Here is a 23,476-nt window from a genome sequence, read left to right on the forward strand (position 1 = left end):
AGGATCATGAATGAACCCGATAGCCCAACCTAGCGCCTTCACTTCTGTGTCTCCTAGTATTCAAGGAGCCGTTGAAATATTGAATCAAGGTCGAGACTTTTTGCTAACCATTTCCGATAGTGACTACCTGACGCGTGCCAAGCCGCACGTCTCTAGCTCGATTGGTGAGCACACTCGTCACACACTCGATCTTTTTCATGCTCTGATTTTAAAAGAGAAAGCGATCATTGATTACAACACCCGTCGTCGTGGTCACCCTGTCGAGTTCGACCGTTCGATTGCCTTAAAAGAGATCCAGTATGTGATCAACTGGCTCGAGCGATTAGACCATGATGATCTTGAAGCGCCAATTACGATCCAAACCGAGGTCTCAATGGATGCCCAGGTGTTCGCAAACCTACCGTCAACACTCGAGCGAGAGATCACTTTCGCTGCGCTGCACGCCAACCATCACTACGCCATGATCAAGGTGATCACCACCTTCCTCGATGTTGAGACCTGCAACACCTTTGGCTATGCGCCAACCACGAGCAGCTACCTGAGGGAGCAATAATCATGTGTTCAGTATCTTGGCTGCTTGAAGAAAATGGCTATCAGGTCTTTTTTAATCGTGATGAACAGAAAACACGAGCGTTAGCGATGCCACCTAAACAGTATCAAGTGAATGGTGTCGATATCATCATGCCGCTCGATCCTACTGGTGGGGGAAGCTGGATCAGCATCAACGAGTTCGGTCTTTCACTGTGCCTACTTAATAACTACCAAGGCATTGTGCCAGATGGTCCATTGATTAGCCGTGGCTTACTGCTCAAGAACATGTCATCAAGCCGCAATATCGCACAGCTCACCGAGGCATTTCATCGTTTAGAGCTAAGCTCTTTTGCACCCTTTACTCTATTGGCTTTCGCTCCCAATTTGACGCAGCACAACGGCGTGGTCGTCGCTTATAAGTGGGATGGAGTTCAGCAAAGTATTGTTGAGACCGATTCACCACTATTCTCATCGGGCGTCGACTTGGCGAGAGTACAAGCCTACCGACAAGCAAAATACGACCAACTTATCTCTACGGGTAAAAACCAGCAAAACTTGCTGATGTTCCACTCTCATCATCACAGTGAACAACCCCATTTAGGTACCTGTATGCATCGCTCAGATGCCCACACAGTCAGCTTCAGCCACTTACGTAATCGACATGGCCAAGCCTCAATGTTCTATGCACCGGGCGCTCCCTGTGAACCGATAAAACCAGAACAGATAAATCAGCAGCGCTTTACCTTCGATTTTGCCCCAGCAATCAACTTATAGATGGAGTCTATTATGAGAAAACTACTCACGATGATCATGCTACTTGTTAGCCCTTATGTACTGGCCGCCGATGAAATCTATACCGGCTTTTTCAGTAATAAAGCACTCGATGGCTACGATACGGTCGCTTATTTCACTTCCGGTAAGCCTGTCGAAGGGAGCAAGAAATTCAGCACTGAATACAAAGGCGCAGATTGGTACTTCTCTTCTGAAAAGAATCTGACTTTATTTGTTAATAATCCTGAAAAGTATGCACCTCAGTATGGTGGTTATTGCGCATGGGCGGTTTCTGCCAAAAACGACTTTGCACCTGGCGACCCACAATATTGGACCATAGTTGATGACAAACTTTACCTTAACTACGACCAAGAGATTCAAGAGACTTGGGAACAAGACCGTGCACAACACATTCAACAAGCCGATAAAACTTGGCCGCAGCTGATCAAGTAAGGGGATAACCATGACATTCAGCCCTGCTAAACACCTTCCTGCTGCATTTATCGCTTTCGTCTTCGTGCAGTCGTTATTTTTCAAGTTTACTGGCTCTTACGAGACAGACCACATCTTCGGCACGTTAGCGACATGGTCTGGCTTAAGTTGGTTTGGGATCTATGGCGGCTACATCATCGGTATCACTGAATTGATTGCCGCAATTTTGCTGTTTACACGTTGGCACGGACTTGGCGCGATTATGAGTGTCGGCATCATGAGTGGTGCGATTTTCTTCCACCTATTTACCCCGTTAGGTATTCCAATGCCTGAATTTAATGCTGCGGGAGAAATTGTAGGAGATGACGGCGGATTGCTGTTTGGTATGGCATGCCTAGTCTGGCTATGCGGTGCGTTTTTGAGTGTGAAAGATTTCAAGAATCAAGATGGTTTCTTATACAACTTTAGTCAATAAGGTAGCTACATTATGATTGATAGTCCTTTTCGTTTACCACGTTACACGCCTTTTGGTTTGGGTGAGTCTGTTGTCGAGTGGGCAACTGGGCTATCTAAGCTAGACCGACTCTATCAAGAAAGACAAAACGAGTTATCTAGCTTCGAATTCATGAATTACACCCTTTCGGCGCTCAACATCGACTACTCCATTGCATCGGGAAGCACGGGAAACATTCCAGAAGAAGGCCCGGTCGTGATTGTCGCGAACCACCCACTTGGTGCGATTGAAGGGGTGATCCTTGCTGATCTCGTAGGATCGGTAAGGAAGGATGTAAAAGTGCTGGCTAACGAGCTGCTTAAGCGATTGCCTGAATTAGATGATCTTTTCATCGGCGTCGATGTCTTCAATGGTAAAGAGTCAAAGCGTACTAATGCCAAAGCGATTCGAGATGCCAATCGTCATCTAGCTGATGGTGGATTACTGATTGTGTTCCCTGCAGGCGAAGTGTCCAGTTATCGCAAAGGAGCAAAGACACTCACCGACATCGAATGGAGCAAGTCGGTGGCTAAGTTTGTTAAGCGCCATCAAGCGACAACCGTACCTATCTTCATCAATGGTAAAAACAGTGAGCTTTTCTACCAAGCCGGTCGTGTGCATCCGCTATTGAGAACTGCTCTACTCGGCCGTGAACTTCTCAATAAACAAGCGACAACTATCTCGATCTCAATTGGCGTTTCGATCCCTTATTCAGAAATAAAATCGTTTGAACAAGAGATGGATATCGTCAACTACCTGAGGCTCAACACCTACCTAATGAGTCAACAAGAGAGGGCAGAGAATACAACCCAAGCACCTTCTTTTGACACTCAGGTGATAGCGCCGATGCCATCAGAAGTGTTAGCAATAGAGGTCGGCTCACTCCCTGCTGAGATGAAACTTCTTGAGCAAGGAGAGTTTGAGGTCTACTGTACACCAAGCCAAGCGATTCCTAACCTGATGCGTGAAATTGGCCGAGTCAGAGAAGAGAGCTTCCGCGAAGTGGGTGAAGGCAGCGGGCTTGCCTGTGATTTGGATGAGTATGACCTTTACTACCATCAACTGTTTGTATGGAACAAAGCGAAGTCGGAACTTGTTGGTGCCTATCGCTTGGGCATGGTCGATAAACTGATCGCAGAGCACGGGCTTGATAAGCTCTACTCCCGCAGTTTGTTCAACTACAACCAAGAGTTCATCGATACTCTAGAAAACAGCGTTGAACTTGGGCGTTCAGTGGTGAGTAAGCCATATCAGAAGAGCCTAAACTCACTGTTGCTGCTATGGAAAGGAATCGCAACCTTTGTATCTCGCAATCCACAATATACGCATCTCTTTGGTCCTGTCAGCATTAGTAATGATTACAGTCATAACGCACGACTGCTGATCGCGACGACCTTGTCGATTCACCATTACGATGAAGAGAAGGCTAACCTAGTTTCACCATCATCACCTCTGAACAGCAGCAATCATGTGTTCTGGCAAAACCATCTGCTCTCTTCTCTAGCGAGTGTACCGCTACTCTCTAAAGTACTGGCGCGTATGGAACAAGGAAAAGGCCTGCCTGTATTGCTTCGCCAATACCTCGGGATGAACGGTAAACTGGTGTGCTTTAACGTTGACCCATCCTTTAATGACGCTTTGGATGGTTTGATTGTCGTTAACCTTAAGAAGGTACCAGTGAAGACTCTGGGTAAATACATGGGCAGAGAACAGGCTCAAGATTACTTGGATCGTCATAATCACTCACAAACCCAATAGCTCGACCTAAGCTAGCGCTATACCTAGGCCATAGAAAGTGCGATTATCTTCGCATCGAAATGGCTTAGGTAGTGACCATGCACCACGCACTGACAGAACAATTAGAAAGCTTTGGCTTTACCCCATCCCAGATAGAATCTCTTCTTGAGATTGCAAAACCACTCGAGTTACCAACACGACACATTCTCACGAATCAAGGAGAGATGCCTGATTCGTTTTACTTCATCGTTGAAGGGTTATGCCATGCGTGCTACCTAACTGAAGAAGGGAAGCAGTTCAGCAAAGAGTTCTACTGGGAACATGACTGGGTGATTGGCTTTGAGAGCTTGATAAAGCAGCAACCTTCCCCATACCTACTGGAGACGTTGACTCCTATCTCATTGTTTGAACTGCCAATGCTAGCCCTAACAGAGTGGCGCGAGACAAATAATCCTCTGTACCTCAAGTTGCTCGAAACTCAACTGATGCACAAAGAGAACAAAGAGCGTTTCATGCTGCTCTACACGCCAGAGCAGCGCTACCAACTGTTCTGTGAACATTACCCTGATTTGCTGCAGCGCTTGAACGATAATCAAATCGCGGCCTATCTTGGTATTACAGCGATCAGCCTAAGTAGAATCAAAAGCAGAATTAACAATGGTTAATGCACAGCATCATTGTCCTTGTTAGATTAGCGCCAAGTACAGTTATAGGAAGTTATTATGATCACTTGGTCGACCCCAACCTTTGCCGAATTAACCACAATTGAGCTTTATGAACTACTGAAACTGCGAGTCGATGTGTTTGTTGTCGAGCAGACCTGCCCGTATCCAGAGCTTGATGGTAAAGACACCCAACCTGGTGTGCGTCATCTTCTGGGATATGAAGACGGTCAACTGGTCGCTTGTGCTCGCCTATTGCCTGCGGGCACCACTTATGACAACGTCAGTATTGGTAGAATTGCCACCAAAGCCGAAGCTCGAGGTGCCGGTTTAGGTCACAAGCTATTAACTGAAGCTATCAAACACAGTCGTGAGTTGTGGCCAGATAGCACCATTGATATTGGTGCTCAACAACACTTAGAAGCCTTTTATCAAAGTCACGGCTTTGTGACGATCTCAGAGATGTACCTTGAGGACGATATTCCACATATCGATATGAGATTGCAGGGCTGATGTCCAACATCACGCTTGGAATCTTACTGCTTGTTGCGGGCAACTTTTTTGCCTCGCTCTCTGACGTGGCGGTGAAACTGCTCAATGGTGAAGTGCCGCCACTACAATACATCTTCTTTCGCCAACTATTGTCACTGCTTTTAATTACGCCATTGTGGTTAAAACAAAACAAAGTGCAGCGCCAACTCAAACAGGCAAAGATCACCTTTGCTCGCGGCCAGCTGATATTAATTGGTAGCGGATGTATGGTCGTGGCGATTACTCACTTACCGTTGGCGACAGCCAACGCCGTATTTTACGTTGCGCCATTGTTGATGCTGCCATTATCGGTACTGTTGTTAGACGAACGCCCTGCACTGGGGAAAGTCATCGCCACCACAATCGGTTTTTTCGGTGCGCTAATCGTACTCAGACCATCGCAATTTCATTGGGCGGCGATATTTGCGCTTGGTACGGCATGTACCCTAGCGCTGTTCAATGTCTTGGTTCGCAAACTCCCGAGTGAGCAATCGGTAGTGACGACACTTTGGTGGACGACCCTGTTCTCGCTACCCATTTCTTTAATACTTTGCGTACTATTTTGGTCACCAGTGTCTTGGGGGCACCTTGGTTATATCGCCTTAAGTGCGACCCTAATATTGGCATACAATGGGTTGGCTGTTTCAGCGTACCAAAAAGCACACTCTAGTCAGATTGCACTGGCTGAGTACTCGGGCCTCGTCTTTGTAGCACTCATCGGGATGATTTGGTTTAACGAAATCCCGGATATTCTGACCTTTATCGGTATCCTGCTGATTGTGTTACCTCTGGCTCCGATTCCACGCATAAAAAAAGGAGCGAGATAATCGCTCCTTTGTGTCTCTTTCTTTATTTATTTGCTGCGGCCAAAACCACCGTCAGATAGACGGAAGAACATCACCGAACTCCCGCCTTTCTCAAGCTGAAGAATATCCAACTGACCGTTCTCTGCTAGCTTGAATCGAACTAGCTGCCCCTTTCGTATCTGGCTCAGCGGTTTATCGTCGCCCTCGATGCGCACAAGAGCATTAAGGTCAGACAATGGCAGTTGGTTATTACGAAATACCTGCGCCAAGGTATCGCCTTGCTGTACCAAGTACTCTTTCCAGTGACTTGATTTGAGAGACTGCTGTTGCTCACTCTGCTGCTCGCTCAAACCAACAGTATTGATCTCAAGCTCAACGCGGCTGGTTGTAGGTGCGCTTTGCGTAGTGTCCGCCTTTGGAAAAGGAATGATGAGTAGCAATAACACGACAGGCGTAAGCACCATCAAGGCGCGTTGATGTAATTTAGGCAAGCGCTGCCATAGGCCACGAATCTTATCTTTGGCGTCACCAAATTCGATAGCACTGAATTTATCTTTGCACAGCTGCAAATAATCTACTTGTTGTTTCTTCTTATGACGACGATTCATACTACTGCGCCCTAACTATTGATTAACTACAGTATAAAAACCAAAACTTGAACAGTATAGATTTTTCCTTCATTACGGGAGCAATGCAATAAAAATAGTGCCATTGTGATTTGAGTGCATGAAAGCTAGAGCGAATCAGGGTGTAGCCGTTTCTTCGAGCTGTTAATACTGGTATTCTTACCTTTTTCGTACTGACACAAAAAGAGTAACTTTCATGTCTGAAGTAAAATTTGAAACTGTAGAGCAAAAAGCTAGCTACGGTATCGGTCTACAAATGGGCCAACAACTAGCTGGTTCTGGTCTTGAAGGCCTAAACGTTGACGCAATCGCTGCGGGTATCGCAACTGCACTAACTGGCGACATGCCAGCTATCGAAGTTGACGAAATCAACAAAGCACTTCAAGAGCTTCACACTCGTGCTGAAGCAATCCGTCAAGAAGCAGCTAAAGCAGCAGCAGCTGACGGCGAAGCGTTCCTAACTGACAACGCTCTACGTCCAGAAGTAACTGTTCTTGAATCTGGCCTACAGTACGAAGTAATCACTGAAGGTACTGGTGAAATCCCAACTGCTGATAAGCAAGTTCGCGTTCACTACCACGGTGAGCTAACAGACGGTACTGTATTCGACAGCTCTGTATCTCGTGGTCAACCAGCTGAGTTCCCAGTAACTGGCGTTATCCAAGGTTGGGTTCAAGCTCTACAAATGATGCCTGTAGGTTCTAAGTGGAAACTATACATCCCACAAGATCTTGCATACGGTGAGCGTGGCGCAGGTGCTGCTATCCCTCCATTTGCAGCTCTAGTATTCGAAGTAGAACTTCTAGCTATCCTTTAATTTTAAAAGCCTTGGTAAACAATCTACTAAGCGCGAACTAAAGTTAAATTAATCCAACGGCGATGTAACAACATCGCCGTTTTTCGTTTATAGTGAAAGTGACGATTACTTTATTACTTAAGGAAGAATAATGAAGAAAGCACTCATCACTGTATTCAGCGCATTGGCTGTTGCCTCTTGCGCAAGCACCTCCGACCAAGCTTCAACAAGCGCTGCCGCAACTACTGACTACTCTCAACTGACTCAAACAGCTTTAATGGCTGCGGTTAACTTATGGTCACAACAGAATGAATCGACACCACTGGCTGATACAGTCGCTGAGCAAGCATCAGTGACTAGCGACCAGGCATTAGGTGGTATTGGCTCTATGCTAGCGCTGGCACAAAACTCGCTAGGTAGTGCTGATAACAAAGAGCTCTCGTCACTGATCCCAGGCATGTCGACACTCGAATCCACCGGCCTTACATCTATCCTAAATTCACAGGGTGCTGTGGAAAGTGCATTCTCAGGTCTGGGTATGGACTCTTCGATGATCACGACCTTTGCACCAATCATCTTGCAAGCACTTCAATCTCAAGGTGCAACCTCTGGTTTGCTTGACTCATTGTCAGCGATTTGGGGCTAATCCTCCAAACGAACGCAACTTTAGATAGTTTGAATTAAGGGCACTTCGGTGCTCTTTTTTGTGGGTGTTAGAAATTGAGATACGAGATACGAGATTGATGTGAGATATTTTGGAAAAGGAACGCTATGAAGGCAAGAGAAAGTGCCAAGTATTATGATGCAAGATTGAAAAGTAACAGATACAAAAAAGCCGAGCTAGGCTCGGCTTTTTGTATTAACAATCTAGTATAGATTACTCAGCAGCTTCTTCAGCAGCTGGGCGGTCTACAAGCTCAATGTATGCCATTGGAGCTTTATCACCAGTACGGAAACCACATTTAAGAATGCGAGTGTAACCACCTTGGCGAGCCGCGAAACGCGGGCCTAGTTCATTAAATAGTTTTGCAACAACTTCGTTATCACGAGTGCGTGCGAATGCAAGACGACGGTTAGCAACACTGTCTGTCTTAGCTAGGGTAATCAACGGCTCAATTACGCGACGTAGTTCTTTTGCTTTTGGCACGGTAGTTTTGATAACTTCGTGACGAACAAGAGAGCTAGCCATGTTGCTGAACATCGCTTTGCGATGACTGCTGTTGCGGTTGAGTTGACGACCACTCTTACGATGGCGCATGACCTAATCCTTCTAACTTTTTCGATTAATCTTCAGCGATTGACGCTGGTGGCCAGTTTTCTAGACGCATGCCTAGAGATAGACCACGTGAAGCAAGCACATCTTTAATCTCTGTAAGAGATTTCTTACCAAGGTTTGGCGTTTTAAGTAGCTCAACCTCAGTGCGCTGTACAAGATCACCGATGTAGTGAATCGCTTCTGCTTTCAAACAGTTAGCAGAGCGAACTGTTAGTTCAAGATCGTCTACAGGACGTAGTAGGATAGGATCGAATTCTGGCTTCTCTTCCTTCTCCTCAGGTACACGTACATCACGTAGATCTACGAACGCATCCAGTTGTTCAGCTAGGATAGTAGCTGCGCGACGGATTGCTTCCTCAGGTTCTAGAGTACCGTTCGTTTCCATATCGATAACAAGCTTGTCTAAGTCAGTACGTTGCTCTACACGTGCCGCTTCTACAGCGTAAGCGATTTTATCAACCGGGCTGTAAGTAGCGTCAACTAGTAGACGACCGATTGGACGCTCATCTTCTTCAGTATGGATACGAGCTGAAGCTGGAACGTAACCACGACCACGTTCTACTTTGATACGCATAGCGATCTCAGCGTTGTCATCCGTTAGGTGACAAATTACGTGCTCAGGGTTAGCGATCTCTACATCACCATCGTGGGTGATGTCACCTGCAACAACAGGGCCTGAGCCTGATTTGTTCAGTGTAATAAACACTTCATCTTTGCCTTCAGCAACGCGTACAGCCAAACCTTTTAGGTTTAGAAGGATTTCAAGGATATCTTCCTGAACGCCTTCTTTAGTGCTGTATTCGTGTAGCACACCTTCAATTTCAACTTCTGTTACGGCACAACCCGGCATAGAAGATAGAAGAATGCGGCGAAGAGCATTACCTAGAGTGTGGCCGAAACCGCGCTCTAATGGCTCAAGAGTTACTTTTGCGTGTGTCGTATTGATCTGTTCAATGTCAACAAGACGCGGCTTAAGAAATTCTGTTACAGAACCCTGCATTGTGTCCTCTCTTTTTTTAACCTTACTTAGAGTAAAGTTCGACGATCAAGTGTTCGTTGATGTCAGCTGATAGGTCAGAACGCTCAGGCATACGCTTGAATGTACCTTCCATTTTGCCAGCATCTACTTCAATCCAAGTTGGTTTTTCACGTTGTTCAGCAACTTCTAGAGCCGCTTTAATACGAGATTGCTGTTTAGCTTTCTCGCGGATAGAAACAACGTCATTAGCCGCTACTTTGAAAGAAGGAACGTTTACAACTTTACCGTTAACTAGGATAGCTTTGTGGCTAACTAGTTGACGAGATTCAGCGCGAGTTGCACCAAAGCCCATGCGGTAAACTACGTTATCAAGACGACCTTCAAGAAGCTGAAGTAGGTTTTCACCTGTGTTGCCTTTAAGACGTGCAGCTTCTTTGTAGTAGTTACGGAATTGTTTTTCTAGAACGCCGTAGATACGACGAACTTTTTGCTTCTCACGAAGCTGAACGCCATACTCAGATAGACGACCGCGACGAGCGCCGTGTACACCTGGTGCGTTATCAATTTTACACTTGGTATCGATCGCGCGAACACCAGACTTAAGAAATAAGTCAGTGCCTTCACGACGGCTAAGCTTCAGCTTAGGACCCAAATATCTTGCCATGATCTTTCTCCAATTATCCTAGAAACGAATTAAACGCGACGTTTCTTAGGTGGACGACAACCGTTATGAGGGATTGGAGTCGCATCAACAATGTTTGTGATACGGAAACCAGCAGCGTTCAGTGCGCGAACAGTAGATTCACGACCTGGACCTGGACCCTTAACCATAACTTCCAAGTTCTTTAGGCCATATTCTTTAGCCATTTCACCACAACGCTCAGCTGCAACTTGTGCTGCGAACGGAGTAGATTTACGAGAACCACGGAAACCTGAACCACCTGCTGTAGCCCATGCAAGAGCGTTGCCTTGACGGTCAGTGATAGTTACGATTGTGTTGTTGAAAGAAGCATGGATGTGCGCTACGCCATCAGCTACTTGCTTGCGTACGCGCTTACGAGCGCGAGTTGGTTGTTTTGCCATTGTACTCTACCTTATCCGATTATTTCTTGATCGGCTTGCGCGGACCCTTACGGGTGCGAGCGTTGGTTTTAGTACGCTGTCCACGTAGTGGTAGACTGCGACGATGACGAAGACCGCGGTAACAGCCAAGGTCCATAAGACGCTTGATGTTCATCGATACTTCACGACGTAGATCACCTTCTACAGTGTACTTAGCTACACCATCACGCAGTTGATCGATCTGCTCTTCAGTTAGTTCACTGATCTTAGCATCTTCAGCAATACCCACTTCAGCTAGGATAGCTTGAGAACGAGTTTTACCGATACCGTAGATTGCAGTAAGTGCAATCACAGAATGCTTGTGATCAGGAATGTTAATGCCTGCTATACGGGCCATTATTCACTCCAATGTTTCATAAAAGAATTATCCGCAGCAAAGCCCGTTATGGATACGCTGCGGCATACTACTTCTTTTGCACGCAAAAGGTAGGCCGAGAAATATACTCGACTCTACCTTGTATTTCAAGTAAAAATTTCTGCTAATTAGCCTTGGCGTTGCTTATGCTTTGGCTCACTGCAAATCACGCGAACGACACCGTTACGCTTGATAACTTTACAGTTACGGCAGATTTTTTTAACGGAAGCACGAACTTTCATTGCTAAACTCCGTAAATGGAACTGAACGTTACCGCCGGATTAACGGCCGTAACCTTTCAGATTCGCTTTCTTTAACACAGAATCATACTGTTGGGACATCAGATGAGTCTGTACCTGTGCCATGAAATCCATGATAACAACAACTACGATTAGTAGTGATGTACCGCCGAAGTAGAAACGTACGTTCCACGCGACCATCATGAATTCAGGAATCAGACAGATAAAGGTAATGTATAGAGCGCCCGCTAGGGTCAATCTTGTCATCACTTTATCGATATACTTCGCTGTCTGCTCACCTGGGCGGATACCGGGTACGAATGCACCAGACTTCTTCAAGTTATCAGCTGTTTCACGTGGGTTAAACACCAACGCTGTATAGAAGAAACAGAAGAAGATTATAGCTGCAGCATATAGCATTACATACAGAGGTTGACCTGGGCTAAGAGCCAATGACACGTCAGTTAACCAACCAAACGCGCTGCTCTCACCATTCTGACCAAACCACTGAGCCAATGTTCCTGGGAACAAGATAATGCTCGATGCAAAGATTGCTGGAATTACACCTGCCATGTTGATTTTCAACGGTAGGTGCGAGCTTTGTGCTGCAAATACTTTACGACCTTGTTGACGCTTAGCGTAGTTAACGACGATTCGGCGTTGACCACGTTCCATGAAAACAACGAAGTAAATTACAGCAAAAGACAGTACAGCAATTAACAGCAGAAGAAGCACATGCAATTCACCTTGACGCGCTTGCTCGATTGTTTGACCGATTGCAGAAGGCAATCCAGCAACAATACCTGCAAAAATCAGAATGGAAATACCATTACCGATTCCTCGCTCAGTGATTTGTTCACCTAACCACATTAAGAACATGGTACCAGTTACTAAACTCACGGTAGCAATAAGCGTAAACATGGTTTGGTTGATAACAACCAGATTATCGACCATGTTTGGTAAGCCCGTTGCAATACCAATAGCTTGGAATGTTGCAAGTACAAGCGTGCCGTAGCGTGTATATTGGCTGATCTTACGACGGCCTGCTTCACCCTCTTTCTTGAGTTCCGCTAACGCTGGATGAACTACAGTTAACAATTGGACTACGATCGATGCCGAAATATACGGCATGATACCCAATGCTAATATAGATGCACGCTCAAGAGCACCACCGGAGAACATGTTAAACATTTCAACGATGGTACCTTTTTGCTGTTCGAACAAATCGGCAAGTACAGCAGCGTCAATACCAGGGATCGGCACAAAAGAGCCTGCTCGGAATACTAAAAGTGCACCAATTACGAATAATAAGCGCGACTTTAGTTCACTTAAGCCGCTCTGAGCACTACGAAAATCTTGTCCTGGTTTCTTAGCCATCTGTACCTCGTTCCTCGAGATTATTCCTCGATTTTACCGCCTGCAGCTTCGATTGCAGCTTTAGCGCCTTTAGTCACGCGTAGACCTTTAACAGTCACAGCTTTGCTAAGTTCACCAGAAAGAACGATCTTAACGAATTCGATGTTCTTAGTGATAACGTTAGCAGCTTTTAGGCTGTTCAGATCAACTACGTCACCAGTTACTTTCGCTAGCTCAGCTAGACGAACTTCAGCAGACACAAGGCTCTTACGAGAAGTGAAACCGAATTTTGGTAGACGCTGTTTCAGAGGCATTTGACCGCCTTCGAAACCTGGACGAACTGAACCGCCAGAGCGTGATTTTTGACCTTTGTGACCACGGCCACCTGTTTTACCAAGGCCAGAACCGATACCACGACCTACACGCTTCTTAGAAGGTTTAGAGCCAGCAGCCGGTGATAGAGTATTCAAACGCATTCTGATTACTCCTCAATCTTAACCATGTAGTAAACCTTGTTGATCATACCGCGTACGCACGGAGTATCTTCAAGTTCTACTGTATGGTTGATGCGACGAAGGCCTAGACCTTTAAGACACGCTTTGTGCTTAGGTAGGCGACCAATTGAGCTTTTAGTTTGAGTTACTTTAATAGTTGCCATCGTGTGCTTACTCCGAAATAGATTCAACAGTTAGACCACGTTTAGCAGCAACCATTTCTGGTGACTTAACGTCTACTAGAGCACCAATCGTTGCACGAACGATGTTGATTGGGTTCGTAGAACCGTATGCTTTAGAAAGTACGTTGTGTACACCTGCAACTTCAAGTACAGCACGCATTGCACCACCGGCAATTACACCTGTACCTTCTGCAGCTGGCTGCATGTAAACTTTAGAGCCCGAATGACGACCTTTCACCGGGTGGTGAAGTGTGCCTTCGTTCAGCGCAACAGTAACCATGTTACGACGCGCTTTTTCCATTGCTTTTTGGATCGCTGCAGGTACTTCACGAGCTTTGCCGTAACCGAAACCTACACGACCGTTACCGTCACCAACTACTGTTAGTGCAGTGAAGCTCATGATTCGACCACCTTTAACCGTTTTAGAAACACGGTTAACTGCGATCAGCTTTTCTTGCAAATCATTAGCTTGTTGTTGTTCTTTAGCCATCTTCCAACCCTACCTTAGAATTTCAGACCAGCTTCGCGAGCAGAATCTGCTAGCGCCGCTACTCGACCGTGGTATTGGAAACCAGAACGATCAAATGCAACAGCAGTTACGCCTTTTTCAAGAGCGCGCTCAGCAACAGCTTTACCTACTGCTTTAGCTGCATCGATGTTACCAGTGTTCTTAACTTGCTCACGGATCGCTTTTTCTACAGTAGAAGCAGCTGCGATAACCTCAGAGCCGTTTGCCGCGATAACTTGTGCGTATACGTGACGAGGAGTACGGTGTACTACTAGACGCTCAACGCGAAGTTCTGCAATCTTACGACGTGCACGTGTAGCACGACGGATGCGAGATGCTTTCTTATCCATAGTGATACCTTACTTCTTCTTAGCTTCTTTAGTACGCACATTTTCATCTGCGTAACGTACACCTTTGCCTTTGTATGGCTCAGGTTCACGGTAAGAACGAATGTCAGCCGCAACTTGACCAACTAGTTGCTTGTCACAACCAGTTACAACGATCTCAGTTTGGCTAGGGCACTCAGCTTTAATACCTTCAGGTAGAGCGTGCTCTACTGGGTGAGAAAAACCAAGAGTTAGAGCTACAGAGTTGCCTTTCATAGCAGCACGGTAACCAACACCCTTTAGAGTTAGCTTCTTAGTGAAGCCCTCAGTAACACCCACAACCATGTTGTTAACTAGAGCGCGAGCTGTACCAGCTTGTGCCCATGCGTTAGCAACACCTTCTTTCGGACCGAAAGTTAGGTTGTTTTCTTCCTGTGCGATAACTACGGCGTCGTTAAGAACGCGAGTAAGCTCACCTTTACCACCTTTTACAGTGATTTCTTGGCCGTTTAGTTTCACCTCTACGCCAGCTGGAATAGCGACAGGTGCTTTAGCAACACGAGACATAATCTACTCCTTATTAAGCTACGTAACAGATGATTTCACCGCCAAGACCTGCTTTGCGAGCAGCACGGTCAGTCATAAGACCCTTGGAAGTAGAAACAACTGCAATACCAAGACCACCCATCACTGTTGGTAGCGAGTCTTTATTTTTATAAACTCGTAGACCAGGGCGTGATACGCGCTTGATTTGCTCGATTACAGGTTTAGCTTGGAAGTACTTAAGAGTAACTTCTAGCTCAGGTTTTGCTTCGCCTTCTACAGCGAAGTCAGTGATGTAACCTTCAGCTTTTAGTAGTGCAGCAATTGCAACTTTAAGCTTTGAAGAAGGCATTTTAACAGCAACTTTGTTTGCTGCCTGACCGTTACGAACGCGGGTCAGCATATCCGAAATCGGATCTTGCATGCTCATAAGATTTACTCCAAATGATTAAGTGGCAATTACCAGCTAGCCTTACGAAGTCCAGGAATCTCGCCTTTCATGCAAGCTTCACGAACTTTGATACGGCTTAGACCGAACTTACGTAGGTAACCGTGTGGACGACCAGTTTGGTTACAACGGTTGCGCTGACGTGATGCACTTGAATCACGTGGAAGAGCTTGCAGTTTAAGTACTGCGTTCCAACGATCTTCTTCAGATGCGTTTACATCGCTGATTAGAGCTTTAAGTGCTGAACGCTTTTCAGCGAATTTAGCAACTAGCTTCGCACGCTTAGCTTCACGTGCTTTCATTGATTGTTTAGCCATAACAGTAACCCTTCACCTTACTTACGGAATGGGAAGTTAAAGGCAGCCAGCAGAGCACGGCCTTCCGAATCAGTGCCAGCAGACGTCGTGATAGTAATATCAAGACCGCGTACACGATCGACTTTATCGTAGTCGATTTCCGGGAAGATGATTTGCTCGCGAACGCCCATGCTGTAGTTACCGCGACCGTCAAAAGACTTAGCGCTAACACCACGGAAATCACGTACACGTGGAAGAGCGATAGAGATAAGACGCTCTAGGAACTCCCACATACGTTCGCCACGTAAGGTTACTTTACAACCAATTGGGTAGCCTTCACGAATTTTGAAACCTGCAACAGATTTACGCGCTTTAGTGATAAGTGGCTTTTGACCAGAGATCGTTGCCATATCAGCTGCTGCGTTTTCTAGCAGTTTCTTATCGTTGATTGCTTCACCAACGCCCATGTTTAGGGTGATTTTCTCAATCCTAGGGACTTGCATGACGCTTGTGTAGCCGAACTCTTTGGTAAGCTCAGCGACTACAGACGACTTGTAGTAATCATGCAGTTTCGCCATAGTAGAACTCCAAATTACTTCTAATTAGTTAGAAACAGTTTCGCCGTTAGACTTAAAGAAACGAACTTTCTTACCATCTTCGATACGGAAACCGATGCGGTCTGCTTTACCAGTAGCCGCGTTAAAGATTGCAACGTTAGAAGCATCGATTGCTGCTTCTTGTTCAACGATGCCACCTTGCTGACCTAGAGCCGGTTGAGGCTTTTGGTGCTTCTTCACAAGGTTGATACCTTCAACGATAACTTTACCAGTTGTCAGAACCTTAGTTACTTTACCTTTCTTGCCTTTATCTTTACCAGCAAGAATGATTACTTCGTCATTACGACGGATTTTAGCTGCCATGTTGCCGCTCCTTACAGAACTTCAGGTGCTAGTGACACAATTTTCATGAATTTCGCGTTACGAAGTTCACGAGTCACAGGACCAAAGATACGTGTGCCGACTGGTTGCTCAGTAGTGTCGTTTAACAATACACAAGCATTACTGTCGAAGCGAATGACAGAACCGTCTGGGCGACGAACGCCTTTACGGGTGCGCACTACAACCGCCTTCAGAACATCACCTTTTTTTACTTTACCGCGAGGAATTGCTTCCTTAACTGTAACTTTGATGATGTCACCGATATGTGCATAACGACGGTGAGAGCCACCCAGAACCTTAATACACATTACCTTGCGCGCGCCAGAGTTATCTGCTGCGTCAAGTGTACTTTGCATCTGGATCATTGTTAGTGCTCCGCTAAATATTAAAACTAGACCCTCTCGGGTCGGGCTGCCTCTTTAAAAGGGACGCGAATTGTACCACCCTTTTTTGGAATTGGGTAGACAAAAAACAAGCGGCCCCAAAAAATATTTTGGAGCCGCTTATAAGTTATAGAATTACAAAGATTAAATCTTCGCTTTTTCTAGAACTTTAACCAATGTCCAAGACTTAGTCTTAGACAGAGGACGACACTCAGCGATTTCAACTTTGTCGCCTAGGCCACAAGTGTTGTCTTCGTCGTGTGCGTGTACTTTAGTCGTGCGCTTAACGTATTTACCGTAAATTGGGTGTTTTACAGTACGCTCGATAGCAACAACGATAGACTTGTCCATCTTGTCACTAATTACACGACCTTGCTGGATGCGGTTAGTTTCGCTCATTATGCGCCTGCCTTTTCAGTCAAAACAGTTTTCACACGTGCGATATCACGGCGTACAGCTTTTAGAGTATGAGTTTGCTGAAGCTGACCAGTAGCAGCCTGCATGCGCAGGTTGAACTGTTCGCGTAGCAAATTCAATAGCTCAGCGTTAAGCTCTTCAACGTTCTTTTCGCGTAGATCTTGTGCTTTCATTACATCACCTGCTTAGTTACAAAAGTAGTTTTAACAGGCAGTTTACGTGCCGCTAGGCGGAACGCTTCACGTGCCAACTCTTCTGGTACGCCATTCATTTCGTACATAACCTTACCAGGTTGGATTTGTGCTACCCAGTACTCAACGTTACCTTTACCTTTACCTTGACGAACTTCAAGAGGTTTTTCAGTAATCGGTTTGTCTGGGAAGATACGAATCCAGATTTGACCTTGACGCTTAATGTGACGTGTCATAGCACGACGAGCCGCTTCGATTTGACGAGCAGTAATACGTCCGCGACCAACAGCTTTAAGACCGAATTCGCCGAAGCTTACTTCAGTGCCTTTAGCTAGACCACGGTTACGACCAGTCTGAACCTTGCGGAACTTAGTACGTTTTGGTTGTAGCATCGTTCGACTCCTTACTTACGGCCTTTACGCTGCTTCTTAGGCTTATCGCCTTTAGGCTCTACTGCGTTAGCAGCTGGCATACCGCCTAGAATCTCACCTTTGAAGATCCAAACTTTAATGCCGATCACACCGTATTGAGTGTGAGCCGAAGAAGTTGCGTAATCAATGTCTGCACGTAGAGTGTGTAGAGGCACACGGCCTTCACGGTACCACTCAGAACGTGCGATTTCAGCGCCGCCTAGACGACCGCTTACTTCCACTTTGATACCTTTAGCGCCTAGACGCATTGCGTTTTGTACTGCGCGCTTCATAGCACGACGGAACATAACACGACGCTCTAGTTGAGACGCGATGCTATCAGCTACTAGCTGACCATCTAGCTCAGGCTTACGTACTTCAGCGATGTTAATCTGCGCTGGTACACCTGCGATTTTAGCTACAGCTGCGCGTAGCTTCTCAACGTCTTCACCTTTCTTACCGATAACAACGCCAGGACGAGCAGTGTGAATTGTCACACGGATGCTCTTAGCTGGACGCTCGATAACGATACGAGATAGTGATGCTTTTTGTAGTTCCTTAGTAAGGAACTGACGTACCTTGAAGTCGCCGTCTAGGTTGTCAGCGAAATCTTTGGTGTTAGCAAACCATGTAGCATTCCAAGGCTTAACGATGCCAAGACGAATACCATTAGGATGTACTTTCTGACCCATTGCTTACTCTCCTAGTCTCTAGCGATCTGCTACAACAACAGTGATGTGGCTTGAACGCTTCAAGATACGATCCGCACGGCCTTTAGCACGAGGCATAATACGCTTCATGATAGGGCCCTCATCTACGAAGATTTTAGCGACATTTAGATCGTCGATATCTGCACCTTCGTTATGCTCCGCGTTTGCGATAGCTGACTCTAGAACTTTCTTAACTAGAACAGCAGCTTTTTTGTTGCTGAAAGTTAGAATTTCTAGAGCTTGGTCTACCGACTTACCGCGAATTTGGTCTGCAACTAAGCGAGCTTTCTGTGGAGAAATACGAGCAAAGTTATGTTTAGCTAAAGCTTCCATCATCTACTCCTTACTTCTTCTTAGCTTTCTTATCTGCAGCGTGACCGCGATAAGTACGAGTTGGTGCAAATTCACCCAGTTTGTGACCGATCATTTCTTCGGTAACGAAAACTGGAACGTGCTGACGACCATTATGGACAGCGATGGTCAAACCAATCATTGTTGGGATGATCATTGAGCGACGGGACCAAGTCTTAATAGGCTTTTTGTCTCCGCTTTCCACCGCTTTCTCTACCTTCTTCAGCAAGTGTAGGTCAATAAAAGGACCTTTCTTGAGAGAACGTGGCATGGCGATTCCTCTTTATATAGATTACTTGTTACGACGACGTACGATGTACTTGTCAGTGCGCTTGTTCTTACGAGTCTTGAAGCCCTTAGTAGGAACGCCCCAAGGAGAAACTGGGTGACGACCACCAGATGTGCGGCCTTCACCACCACCGTGTGGGTGATCAACCGGGTTCATTACTACACCACGTACGGTTGGACGTACGCCGCGCCAGCGTGAAGCACCAGCTTTACCAAGTTCACGTAGCATATGCTCAGAGTTACCAACTTCACCGATCGTTGCACGACCTTCAGAAAGTACTTTGCGCATTTCACCAGAACGTAGACGGATAGTTACGTATGCACCGTCGCGAGCAACGATTTGAGCATAAGCACCAGCCGAACGAGCTAGTTGAGCACCTTTACCAGGCTTAAGTTCAACACAGTGTACAGTAGAACCTACTGGGATGTTGCGCATCGGCAGAGTGTTACCTGCTTTGATTGGCGCATCTACACCAGATTGGATCTGGTCACCTGCGTTAACACCTTTTGGTGCAATGATGTAACGACGCTCACCGTCTGCGTACAGAACTAGAGCGATGTTAGCGCTACGGTTTGGATCGTATTCTAGACGCTCAACTTTCGCTGGGATACCGTCTTTAGTACGTTTGAAGTCAATTACACGGTAGTGGTGCTTGTGACCACCGCCGATGTGACGTACTGTGATACGACCGTTGTTGTTACGACCACCGTTCTTAGAGTTTTTCTCTAGAAGTGGTGCGTATGGCTTACCCTTGTGTAGGTCAGCGTTAACAACTTTAACGACGTGACGACGACCAGGGGAAGTCGGCTTACATTTAACAATAGCCATTTTTAACTACTCCTGTTATTCCGCGCCGCCAACGAAGTCAAGATCTTGACCTTCTTTCAAAGTAACGTAGGCTTTCTTAACGTCTGAACGACGGCCTTCACGCATACCTTGACGTTTGGTCTTACCCTTAAGAACAAGAGTATTTACAGACTTAACTTCAACTTCAAATAGCTTTTCTACAGCTGCTTTGATCTCTTTTTTAGTCGCATCTTTAGCTACTTTGAAAACGATAGTGTTCGCTTTCTCAGCTGCCATAGTTGCTTTTTCAGAGATGTGCGGAGCACGTAGAACTTTTAAGATACGCTCTTCAGTGATCATGCTAGCGACTCCTCAACTTGCTTAACTGCGTCAGCAGTCATTAGAACCTTGTCAAACGCAATTAGAGATACTGGGTCGATACCAGCAACGTCACGCGCGTCAACTTTGTAAAGGTTACGAGCAGCTAAGAATAGATTTTCATCTACTTCGCCAGTAACAATCAGAACGTCGCTTAGCTCAAGCTCTTTAAGCTTAGCTACAAGTTCTTTTGTTTTTGGTGCTTCTACTGAGAAGTTATCAACAACGATTAGACGCTCTTGACGAACAAGCTCAGAAAGAATGCTCTTCATAGCACCGCGGTACATTTTCTTGTTTACTTTTTGGCTGTGATCTTGAGGTTTCGCAGCAAAAGTAACACCACCTGTACGCCAGATTGGGCTACGAATTGTACCAGCACGTGCGCGGCCAGTACCTTTTTGACGCCATGGCTTAGCGCCACCGCCAGATACTTCAGAACGAGTCTTTTGAGCACGAGTACCTTGACGAGCACCTGCTGCGTATGCAACAACTACTTGGTGTACAAGAGCTTCGTTGAAGTCACGTCCGAAAGTAGTCTCGGAAACAGTTAGTGCATCAGCACCTTTAACCATCAATTCCATTACTTACTCCTAGACGTTATGCTTTAACAGCAGGTTTTACGATCACGTTGCCGCCTGTTGAGCCTGGTACTGCACCTTTAATAAGAAGCAGATTGCGCTCAGCGTCAACACGTACGATCTCTAGGTTTTGAGTCGTTACACGCTCAGCACCCATGTGACCTGCCATTTTCTTGCCTTTAAACACGCGACCTGGAGTTTGACATTGGCCAATTGAACCCGGTGCACGGTGAGACAAAGAGTTACCGTGAGTCATATCTTGAGTAGAGAAGTTCCAACGCTTAACTGCGCCTTGGAAGCCTTTACCTTTAGATGTACCAGTAACGTCTACTTTTTTAATTTCGTTGAAAAGTTCTACGTTTAGCTCAGCGCCAACTTCAAACTCTTCGCCGTTTTCTAAACGGAATTCCCAAAGACCGCGGCCTGCTTCAACACCCGCTTTCGCGAAGTGACCAGCTTCAGGCTTAGTTACACGGTTAGCTTTCTTAGCACCAGTAGTTACTTGGATTGCTGCGTAGCCGTCGTTCTCTAGAGTTTTAACTTGAGAAATACGGTTCGCTTCAACCTCAACAACAGTTACTGGGATAGAAACGCCTTCTTCAGTAAATACGCGGGTCATACCCACTTTACGTCCGACTAGACCAATCATTATTCTTATCTCCCTTAACCTAGGCTGATTTGAACATCAACGCCAGCAGCAAGATCAAGACGCATTAGAGCATCAACAGTTTTATCTGTTGGCTCAACGATGTCGATCAAACGCTTGTGAGTACGGATTTCGTACTGGTCACGTGCATCTTTGTTGACGTGTGGAGAGATAAGAACAGTGAAACGCTCTTTACGAGTAGGTAGTGGGATAGGACCACGAACCTGTGCGCCAGTACGTTTTGCTGTTTCAACGATTTCCGCAGTAGAAGCGTCGATTAGCTTGTAATCGAAAGCTTTTAGGCGGATACGAATACGTTGGTTCTGCATGAGACAGAGCTCCAATTATTAAAAATTACACAAACAATATCGCCACTCAAACTCGAAAAGACGAGAGAATGCCGATTGATTTATGTGAAACCGTAGTATCCAAAATTAGGACACATTGTCAGTTAACTTTTGAAGTAAGATAAACCTACTATTTTTATTAACCGCGAACATAAGCTGAGTATACATTACTAGGCAAAGCCTACTCCTCAGTGCTCATTGGTTCACAACCAGCTTAAGCCAGTGCGGTGCATTATACAGATCACACTTTGGTATGCAAGTAGTGTTTGAAAATTAATCGCAAAAACTTCAGAAGCACCCTCCACTCGCCATAGAACGCAAAAAGCAGAGGCCGATGCACTCTGCTTTTAGTCACTACCTTTTCGACGTTGACTACTTGTTTTTAACCATCGTCGTCTTCATCAACATACTGCGCTTGTAGGTAATTTTGAATACCCGTCATCTTCACAAGACCGAGTTGAGTTTCTAGCCAGTCAACGTGTTCTTCTTCATCTTCCAATATTTCGAGAAACAGATCGCGTGATACATAATCATGAATATCTTCAGCATACGCGATGGCATTTTTCAGATCAGGAATGGCTTCCATCTCCAACGCGAGATCGCACTCTAGCATCTCTTGCGTATCTTCACCTATTTTGAGTTTGCCTAGATCTTGCAGATTAGGTAGCCCTTCGAGAAACAAGATTCGTTCTATCAGGTGGTCGGCATGTTTCATCTCATCAATAGATTCATGATATTCCTTATCAGCCAAATGCTTTAGACCCCAGTCTTTGTACATTCGCGCATGAAGAAAATATTGGTTAATGGCAACGAGCTCGTTACCAAGAATTTTATTGAGATGTTGAATTATGATTGGATCGCCTTTCATGAGCACACTCTCCTCTTCGGTTCTTCTAACTGTAGAACCAAATCAAGAAGTGTCAAAAAGCTTGGTTGAGTTTTAAGTAACTAACCAGCTTGCTTAAACAGTGTGGCGGCGCTTTCGTTGATGATTTCTTTTGCTGAACGTACACATTTTCCGCATTGACTGCCGAGTGCCGTACATTTCTTAATTCCTTTTATATCGGTAATGCCTTCTTCGACAACGAGTTTTCGGATTTTCTTATCCGATACTCCATGGCATAAACAGACGTACATATTCAAACCTAAACTTTTAACTTGAGATTAAATATAAAGAGGAATCATTCTTATTACCAGTCTTATTTTTTACTACTGTTAGACCGTTTTGTTATAGAAAAATCGTGCTTTTCACAGGTGGGAACACTTAGCGAAACAGCGTTGAGACTACATTGTGCTAAGTAATTGTATTACTAGATATTAGAGGTACGCGTTAAGTGCGCATTTCAAAGTTTTCTTATAACCACTCGTATTTTACTGAAAATAAAAAAGGGAAGCCGAAGCCTCCCTTTTTATGATGCGCCTCTTCTAATGAAGAGAGAGCAAAATCACTCGTTATTAAGCGAAGATTTTAGCTACAACACCAGCACCTACAGTACGGCCACCTTCACGGATAGCGAAACGTAGGCCTTCGTCCATTGCGATT

Annotated in this window: 41 protein-coding genes and 1 pseudogene; 10 read left to right on the forward strand and 32 right to left on the reverse strand. The window is 45.6% G+C overall.

The window, feature by feature from the left end; all coding sequences use genetic code 11:
- Positions 1–10: 10 nt before the first annotated feature.
- From VFDL14_RS02295 to VFDL14_RS0123525, 8 genes are all read left to right on the forward strand, one after another.
- On the forward strand, positions 11–553 hold the full coding sequence (locus VFDL14_RS02295; protein ID WP_032553307.1) for a DinB family protein: 543 nt from the start codon (positions 11–13) through the stop codon (positions 551–553).
- 2 nt (positions 554–555) lie between these two features.
- Entirely contained in the window at positions 556–1,305 is a 750-nt protein-coding gene (locus VFDL14_RS02290; protein WP_032553308.1) for an NRDE family protein, read from the forward strand.
- 12 nt (positions 1,306–1,317) lie between these two features.
- Positions 1,318–1,755 (forward strand): YHS domain-containing (seleno)protein, encoded by a 438-nt coding sequence (locus tag VFDL14_RS02285; RefSeq protein ID WP_032553310.1) that lies wholly within the window; start codon positions 1,318–1,320, stop codon positions 1,753–1,755.
- A 10-nt stretch (positions 1,756–1,765) separates the two neighbouring features.
- Positions 1,766–2,209 (forward strand): hypothetical protein, encoded by a 444-nt coding sequence (locus tag VFDL14_RS02280; protein ID WP_032553311.1) that lies wholly within the window; start codon positions 1,766–1,768, stop codon positions 2,207–2,209.
- A 12-nt stretch (positions 2,210–2,221) separates the two neighbouring features.
- On the forward strand, positions 2,222–3,985 hold the full coding sequence (locus VFDL14_RS02275; protein WP_032553312.1) for a lysophospholipid acyltransferase family protein: 1,764 nt from the start codon (positions 2,222–2,224) through the stop codon (positions 3,983–3,985).
- 77 nt (positions 3,986–4,062) lie between these two features.
- Positions 4,063–4,629, forward strand: coding sequence for a Crp/Fnr family transcriptional regulator (locus VFDL14_RS02270; protein ID WP_032553313.1), 567 nt, complete (start codon positions 4,063–4,065; stop codon positions 4,627–4,629).
- Between the two features lie 57 nt (positions 4,630–4,686).
- Complete coding sequence (locus VFDL14_RS02265; RefSeq protein WP_032553315.1) at positions 4,687–5,139, forward strand: GNAT family N-acetyltransferase; 453 nt, start codon at positions 4,687–4,689, stop codon at positions 5,137–5,139.
- Positions 5,139–5,984 carry a DMT family transporter gene (locus tag VFDL14_RS0123525; RefSeq protein ID WP_032553316.1) on the forward strand — a complete coding sequence of 282 codons (846 nt, stop codon included), beginning with the start codon at positions 5,139–5,141 and terminating at the stop codon, positions 5,982–5,984. Before VFDL14_RS02265 ends, VFDL14_RS0123525 begins: the two co-directional genes overlap by 1 nt.
- A 26-nt stretch (positions 5,985–6,010) precedes the next feature.
- Here VFDL14_RS0123525 and VFDL14_RS02260 read toward each other — a convergent pair whose 3' ends face one another.
- Positions 6,011–6,571, reverse strand: a complete 561-nt coding sequence (locus VFDL14_RS02260; protein WP_032553317.1) for a LysM-like peptidoglycan-binding domain-containing protein — start codon at positions 6,569–6,571, stop codon at positions 6,011–6,013.
- A gap of 214 nt (positions 6,572–6,785) precedes the next feature.
- On the opposite strand from VFDL14_RS02260, the gene VFDL14_RS02255 reads away from it, so the two are divergent.
- Complete coding sequence (locus VFDL14_RS02255) at positions 6,786–7,406, forward strand: FKBP-type peptidyl-prolyl cis-trans isomerase (protein WP_032553319.1); 621 nt, start codon at positions 6,786–6,788, stop codon at positions 7,404–7,406.
- A 130-nt stretch (positions 7,407–7,536) separates the two neighbouring features.
- Positions 7,537–8,031 carry a DUF2780 domain-containing protein gene (locus VFDL14_RS02250; RefSeq protein ID WP_032553320.1) on the forward strand — a complete coding sequence of 165 codons (495 nt, stop codon included), beginning with the start codon at positions 7,537–7,539 and terminating at the stop codon, positions 8,029–8,031.
- Positions 8,032–8,262: 231 nt separating this feature from the next.
- On the opposite strand, the gene rplQ is transcribed toward VFDL14_RS02250, so the two are convergent.
- The 31 genes and pseudogenes from rplQ to VFDL14_RS24170 all read right to left on the reverse strand — a co-directional run.
- Complete coding sequence (rplQ, locus tag VFDL14_RS02245) at positions 8,263–8,643, reverse strand: 50S ribosomal protein L17 (protein WP_004729812.1); 381 nt, start codon at positions 8,641–8,643, stop codon at positions 8,263–8,265.
- A 25-nt stretch (positions 8,644–8,668) separates the two neighbouring features.
- Positions 8,669–9,661 (reverse strand): DNA-directed RNA polymerase subunit alpha, encoded by a 993-nt coding sequence (locus tag VFDL14_RS02240; RefSeq protein WP_004729813.1) that lies wholly within the window; start codon positions 9,659–9,661, stop codon positions 8,669–8,671.
- Positions 9,662–9,683: 22 nt separating this feature from the next.
- Positions 9,684–10,304 carry a 30S ribosomal protein S4 gene (gene rpsD / locus VFDL14_RS02235; protein ID WP_032553321.1) on the reverse strand — a complete coding sequence of 207 codons (621 nt, stop codon included), beginning with the start codon at positions 10,302–10,304 and terminating at the stop codon, positions 9,684–9,686.
- Positions 10,305–10,333: 29 nt separating this feature from the next.
- Positions 10,334–10,723 (reverse strand): 30S ribosomal protein S11, encoded by a 390-nt coding sequence (rpsK, locus tag VFDL14_RS02230; protein WP_004738778.1) that lies wholly within the window; start codon positions 10,721–10,723, stop codon positions 10,334–10,336.
- Between the two features lie 19 nt (positions 10,724–10,742).
- Positions 10,743–11,099 (reverse strand): 30S ribosomal protein S13, encoded by a 357-nt coding sequence (gene rpsM, locus VFDL14_RS02225; protein ID WP_004738779.1) that lies wholly within the window; start codon positions 11,097–11,099, stop codon positions 10,743–10,745.
- A gap of 146 nt (positions 11,100–11,245) precedes the next feature.
- Positions 11,246–11,359, reverse strand: coding sequence for a 50S ribosomal protein L36 (gene rpmJ / locus VFDL14_RS02220; protein ID WP_000868186.1), 114 nt, complete (start codon positions 11,357–11,359; stop codon positions 11,246–11,248).
- Between the two features lie 39 nt (positions 11,360–11,398).
- Positions 11,399–12,733 (reverse strand): preprotein translocase subunit SecY, encoded by a 1,335-nt coding sequence (gene secY / locus VFDL14_RS02215; RefSeq protein WP_032553323.1) that lies wholly within the window; start codon positions 12,731–12,733, stop codon positions 11,399–11,401.
- Between the two features lie 20 nt (positions 12,734–12,753).
- Positions 12,754–13,188, reverse strand: coding sequence for a 50S ribosomal protein L15 (gene rplO / locus VFDL14_RS02210; RefSeq protein WP_032553324.1), 435 nt, complete (start codon positions 13,186–13,188; stop codon positions 12,754–12,756).
- Between the two features lie 5 nt (positions 13,189–13,193).
- Positions 13,194–13,370: a 50S ribosomal protein L30 gene (rpmD, locus tag VFDL14_RS02205; RefSeq protein WP_004736756.1), complete on the reverse strand. Its 177-nt coding sequence runs from the start codon at positions 13,368–13,370 to the stop codon at positions 13,194–13,196.
- A gap of 7 nt (positions 13,371–13,377) precedes the next feature.
- Positions 13,378–13,878 (reverse strand): 30S ribosomal protein S5, encoded by a 501-nt coding sequence (gene rpsE, locus VFDL14_RS02200; RefSeq protein ID WP_004738783.1) that lies wholly within the window; start codon positions 13,876–13,878, stop codon positions 13,378–13,380.
- A 14-nt stretch (positions 13,879–13,892) separates the two neighbouring features.
- Positions 13,893–14,246, reverse strand: a complete 354-nt coding sequence (rplR, locus tag VFDL14_RS02195) for a 50S ribosomal protein L18 (RefSeq protein ID WP_032553325.1) — start codon at positions 14,244–14,246, stop codon at positions 13,893–13,895.
- 9 nt (positions 14,247–14,255) lie between these two features.
- Entirely contained in the window at positions 14,256–14,789 is a 534-nt protein-coding gene (gene rplF / locus VFDL14_RS02190; RefSeq protein WP_032553326.1) for a 50S ribosomal protein L6, read from the reverse strand.
- Between the two features lie 13 nt (positions 14,790–14,802).
- Positions 14,803–15,195 carry a 30S ribosomal protein S8 gene (gene rpsH, locus VFDL14_RS02185; protein ID WP_032553327.1) on the reverse strand — a complete coding sequence of 131 codons (393 nt, stop codon included), beginning with the start codon at positions 15,193–15,195 and terminating at the stop codon, positions 14,803–14,805.
- A 29-nt stretch (positions 15,196–15,224) separates the two neighbouring features.
- Positions 15,225–15,530, reverse strand: a complete 306-nt coding sequence (gene rpsN, locus VFDL14_RS02180; protein WP_032553328.1) for a 30S ribosomal protein S14 — start codon at positions 15,528–15,530, stop codon at positions 15,225–15,227.
- Positions 15,531–15,547: 17 nt separating this feature from the next.
- On the reverse strand, positions 15,548–16,087 hold the full coding sequence (gene rplE / locus VFDL14_RS02175) for a 50S ribosomal protein L5 (RefSeq protein ID WP_032553329.1): 540 nt from the start codon (positions 16,085–16,087) through the stop codon (positions 15,548–15,550).
- A 24-nt stretch (positions 16,088–16,111) separates the two neighbouring features.
- Positions 16,112–16,429, reverse strand: coding sequence for a 50S ribosomal protein L24 (gene rplX, locus VFDL14_RS02170; protein WP_032553330.1), 318 nt, complete (start codon positions 16,427–16,429; stop codon positions 16,112–16,114).
- A gap of 11 nt (positions 16,430–16,440) precedes the next feature.
- Positions 16,441–16,812, reverse strand: a complete 372-nt coding sequence (gene rplN / locus VFDL14_RS02165) for a 50S ribosomal protein L14 (RefSeq protein ID WP_004738793.1) — start codon at positions 16,810–16,812, stop codon at positions 16,441–16,443.
- Between the two features lie 162 nt (positions 16,813–16,974).
- Positions 16,975–17,229 carry a 30S ribosomal protein S17 gene (gene rpsQ, locus VFDL14_RS02160; protein WP_032553331.1) on the reverse strand — a complete coding sequence of 85 codons (255 nt, stop codon included), beginning with the start codon at positions 17,227–17,229 and terminating at the stop codon, positions 16,975–16,977.
- A complete protein-coding gene (gene rpmC / locus VFDL14_RS02155; protein WP_004736737.1) occupies positions 17,229–17,420 on the reverse strand; it encodes a 50S ribosomal protein L29 in 192 nt (63 codons plus the stop codon). The genes rpsQ and rpmC overlap by 1 nt, the downstream gene beginning before the upstream one ends.
- Positions 17,420–17,830 (reverse strand): 50S ribosomal protein L16, encoded by a 411-nt coding sequence (rplP, locus tag VFDL14_RS02150; protein WP_004398466.1) that lies wholly within the window; start codon positions 17,828–17,830, stop codon positions 17,420–17,422. The genes rpmC and rplP overlap by 1 nt, the downstream gene beginning before the upstream one ends.
- Positions 17,831–17,841: 11 nt before the next feature.
- Positions 17,842–18,540, reverse strand: coding sequence for a 30S ribosomal protein S3 (gene rpsC, locus VFDL14_RS02145; RefSeq protein WP_004738797.1), 699 nt, complete (start codon positions 18,538–18,540; stop codon positions 17,842–17,844).
- Positions 18,541–18,558: 18 nt separating this feature from the next.
- On the reverse strand, positions 18,559–18,891 hold the full coding sequence (rplV, locus tag VFDL14_RS02140) for a 50S ribosomal protein L22 (protein WP_032553332.1): 333 nt from the start codon (positions 18,889–18,891) through the stop codon (positions 18,559–18,561).
- Between the two features lie 10 nt (positions 18,892–18,901).
- Positions 18,902–19,180 (reverse strand): 30S ribosomal protein S19, encoded by a 279-nt coding sequence (gene rpsS, locus VFDL14_RS02135; RefSeq protein WP_004736729.1) that lies wholly within the window; start codon positions 19,178–19,180, stop codon positions 18,902–18,904.
- 21 nt (positions 19,181–19,201) lie between these two features.
- The gene (gene rplB, locus VFDL14_RS02130; RefSeq protein ID WP_032553333.1) at positions 19,202–20,026 is read right to left on the reverse strand and encodes a 50S ribosomal protein L2; all 825 of its coding nucleotides are present in this window, start codon (positions 20,024–20,026) and stop codon (positions 19,202–19,204) included.
- A 15-nt stretch (positions 20,027–20,041) separates the two neighbouring features.
- Positions 20,042–20,344 (reverse strand): 50S ribosomal protein L23, encoded by a 303-nt coding sequence (gene rplW / locus VFDL14_RS02125; RefSeq protein ID WP_004736765.1) that lies wholly within the window; start codon positions 20,342–20,344, stop codon positions 20,042–20,044.
- Complete coding sequence (gene rplD / locus VFDL14_RS02120; RefSeq protein ID WP_032553334.1) at positions 20,341–20,943, reverse strand: 50S ribosomal protein L4; 603 nt, start codon at positions 20,941–20,943, stop codon at positions 20,341–20,343. The genes rplW and rplD overlap by 4 nt, the downstream gene beginning before the upstream one ends.
- 16 nt (positions 20,944–20,959) lie before the next feature.
- Positions 20,960–21,589 (reverse strand): 50S ribosomal protein L3, encoded by a 630-nt coding sequence (rplC, locus tag VFDL14_RS02115; RefSeq protein ID WP_004738804.1) that lies wholly within the window; start codon positions 21,587–21,589, stop codon positions 20,960–20,962.
- A gap of 14 nt (positions 21,590–21,603) precedes the next feature.
- A complete protein-coding gene (gene rpsJ / locus VFDL14_RS02110) occupies positions 21,604–21,915 on the reverse strand; it encodes a 30S ribosomal protein S10 (RefSeq protein WP_001181007.1) in 312 nt (103 codons plus the stop codon).
- A 400-nt stretch (positions 21,916–22,315) separates the two neighbouring features.
- Positions 22,316–22,801: a bacterioferritin gene (bfr, locus tag VFDL14_RS02105; RefSeq protein WP_032553335.1), complete on the reverse strand. Its 486-nt coding sequence runs from the start codon at positions 22,799–22,801 to the stop codon at positions 22,316–22,318.
- 80 nt (positions 22,802–22,881) lie between these two features.
- On the reverse strand, positions 22,882–23,070 hold the full coding sequence (locus tag VFDL14_RS02100; RefSeq protein WP_032553336.1) for a (2Fe-2S)-binding protein: 189 nt from the start codon (positions 23,068–23,070) through the stop codon (positions 22,882–22,884).
- Positions 23,071–23,388: 318 nt separating this feature from the next.
- A pseudogene (locus tag VFDL14_RS24170) lies at positions 23,389–23,476 on the reverse strand (elongation factor Tu); the annotation flags it as partial.

It is taken from the genome of Vibrio fortis (assembly GCF_000695685.1).
Classification (GTDB): domain Bacteria; phylum Pseudomonadota; class Gammaproteobacteria; order Enterobacterales; family Vibrionaceae; genus Vibrio; species Vibrio fortis_A.

Bases quoted from the DNA above. Each gene is read 5' to 3' on its own strand.
- VFDL14_RS02255 (WP_032553319.1), top strand. From the start codon at position 6,786: ATGTCTGAAGTAAAATTTGAAACTGTAGAGCAAAAAGCTAGCTACGGT.
- rplO (WP_032553324.1), bottom strand. From the start codon at position 13,188: ATGCGTTTGAATACTCTATCACCGGCTGCTGGCTCTAAACCTTCTAAG.
- rpsD (WP_032553321.1), bottom strand. From the start codon at position 10,304: ATGGCAAGATATTTGGGTCCTAAGCTGAAGCTTAGCCGTCGTGAAGGC.
- bfr (WP_032553335.1), bottom strand. From the start codon at position 22,801: ATGAAAGGCGATCCAATCATAATTCAACATCTCAATAAAATTCTTGGT.
- VFDL14_RS02280 (WP_032553311.1), top strand. From the start codon at position 1,766: ATGACATTCAGCCCTGCTAAACACCTTCCTGCTGCATTTATCGCTTTC.
- rplP (WP_004398466.1), bottom strand. From the start codon at position 17,830: ATGCTACAACCAAAACGTACTAAGTTCCGCAAGGTTCAGACTGGTCGT.
- rpmD (WP_004736756.1), bottom strand. From the start codon at position 13,370: ATGGCAACTATTAAAGTAACTCAAACTAAAAGCTCAATTGGTCGCCTA.
- rplW (WP_004736765.1), bottom strand. From the start codon at position 20,344: ATGATCACTGAAGAGCGTATCTTAAAAGTTCTACGTGCTCCGCACATC.
- VFDL14_RS02275 (WP_032553312.1), top strand. From the start codon at position 2,222: ATGATTGATAGTCCTTTTCGTTTACCACGTTACACGCCTTTTGGTTTG.
- VFDL14_RS0123525 (WP_032553316.1), top strand. From the start codon at position 5,139: ATGTCCAACATCACGCTTGGAATCTTACTGCTTGTTGCGGGCAACTTT.
- rpsJ (WP_001181007.1), bottom strand. From the start codon at position 21,915: ATGCAGAACCAACGTATTCGTATCCGCCTAAAAGCTTTCGATTACAAG.
- rpsC (WP_004738797.1), bottom strand. From the start codon at position 18,540: ATGGGTCAGAAAGTACATCCTAATGGTATTCGTCTTGGCATCGTTAAG.
- rpmJ (WP_000868186.1), bottom strand. From the start codon at position 11,359: ATGAAAGTTCGTGCTTCCGTTAAAAAAATCTGCCGTAACTGTAAAGTT.
- secY (WP_032553323.1), bottom strand. From the start codon at position 12,733: ATGGCTAAGAAACCAGGACAAGATTTTCGTAGTGCTCAGAGCGGCTTA.
- rpsN (WP_032553328.1), bottom strand. From the start codon at position 15,530: ATGGCTAAACAATCAATGAAAGCACGTGAAGCTAAGCGTGCGAAGCTA.
- rplN (WP_004738793.1), bottom strand. From the start codon at position 16,812: ATGATCCAGATGCAAAGTACACTTGACGCAGCAGATAACTCTGGCGCG.
- rpsK (WP_004738778.1), bottom strand. From the start codon at position 10,723: ATGGCAAAACAACCAACTCGCGCTCGTAAGCGCGTACGCAAGCAAGTA.
- rpsQ (WP_032553331.1), bottom strand. From the start codon at position 17,229: ATGAGCGAAACTAACCGCATCCAGCAAGGTCGTGTAATTAGTGACAAG.
- rplQ (WP_004729812.1), bottom strand. From the start codon at position 8,643: ATGCGCCATCGTAAGAGTGGTCGTCAACTCAACCGCAACAGCAGTCAT.
- rpsH (WP_032553327.1), bottom strand. From the start codon at position 15,195: ATGAGCATGCAAGATCCGATTTCGGATATGCTGACCCGCGTTCGTAAC.
- rplD (WP_032553334.1), bottom strand. From the start codon at position 20,943: ATGGAATTGATGGTTAAAGGTGCTGATGCACTAACTGTTTCCGAGACT.
- rplB (WP_032553333.1), bottom strand. From the start codon at position 20,026: ATGGCTATTGTTAAATGTAAGCCGACTTCCCCTGGTCGTCGTCACGTC.
- rplF (WP_032553326.1), bottom strand. From the start codon at position 14,789: ATGTCTCGTGTTGCTAAAGCACCTGTCGCTATTCCAGCTGGCGTAGAG.
- rpsS (WP_004736729.1), bottom strand. From the start codon at position 19,180: ATGCCACGTTCTCTCAAGAAAGGTCCTTTTATTGACCTACACTTGCTG.
- VFDL14_RS02240 (WP_004729813.1), bottom strand. From the start codon at position 9,661: ATGCAGGGTTCTGTAACAGAATTTCTTAAGCCGCGTCTTGTTGACATT.
- rpmC (WP_004736737.1), bottom strand. From the start codon at position 17,420: ATGAAAGCACAAGATCTACGCGAAAAGAACGTTGAAGAGCTTAACGCT.
- VFDL14_RS02295 (WP_032553307.1), top strand. From the start codon at position 11: ATGAACCCGATAGCCCAACCTAGCGCCTTCACTTCTGTGTCTCCTAGT.
- VFDL14_RS02100 (WP_032553336.1), bottom strand. From the start codon at position 23,070: ATGTACGTCTGTTTATGCCATGGAGTATCGGATAAGAAAATCCGAAAA.
- VFDL14_RS02290 (WP_032553308.1), top strand. From the start codon at position 556: ATGTGTTCAGTATCTTGGCTGCTTGAAGAAAATGGCTATCAGGTCTTT.
- rplV (WP_032553332.1), bottom strand. From the start codon at position 18,891: ATGGAAGCTTTAGCTAAACATAACTTTGCTCGTATTTCTCCACAGAAA.
- VFDL14_RS02265 (WP_032553315.1), top strand. From the start codon at position 4,687: ATGATCACTTGGTCGACCCCAACCTTTGCCGAATTAACCACAATTGAG.
- rplC (WP_004738804.1), bottom strand. From the start codon at position 21,589: ATGATTGGTCTAGTCGGACGTAAAGTGGGTATGACCCGCGTATTTACT.
- VFDL14_RS02270 (WP_032553313.1), top strand. From the start codon at position 4,063: ATGCACCACGCACTGACAGAACAATTAGAAAGCTTTGGCTTTACCCCA.
- rplE (WP_032553329.1), bottom strand. From the start codon at position 16,087: ATGGCGAAACTGCATGATTACTACAAGTCGTCTGTAGTCGCTGAGCTT.
- rpsE (WP_004738783.1), bottom strand. From the start codon at position 13,878: ATGGCTAAAGAACAACAACAAGCTAATGATTTGCAAGAAAAGCTGATC.
- rplX (WP_032553330.1), bottom strand. From the start codon at position 16,429: ATGGCAGCTAAAATCCGTCGTAATGACGAAGTAATCATTCTTGCTGGT.
- VFDL14_RS02285 (WP_032553310.1), top strand. From the start codon at position 1,318: ATGAGAAAACTACTCACGATGATCATGCTACTTGTTAGCCCTTATGTA.
- VFDL14_RS02260 (WP_032553317.1), bottom strand. From the start codon at position 6,571: ATGAATCGTCGTCATAAGAAGAAACAACAAGTAGATTATTTGCAGCTG.
- VFDL14_RS02250 (WP_032553320.1), top strand. From the start codon at position 7,537: ATGAAGAAAGCACTCATCACTGTATTCAGCGCATTGGCTGTTGCCTCT.
- rpsM (WP_004738779.1), bottom strand. From the start codon at position 11,099: ATGGCCCGTATAGCAGGCATTAACATTCCTGATCACAAGCATTCTGTG.
- rplR (WP_032553325.1), bottom strand. From the start codon at position 14,246: ATGGATAAGAAAGCATCTCGCATCCGTCGTGCTACACGTGCACGTCGT.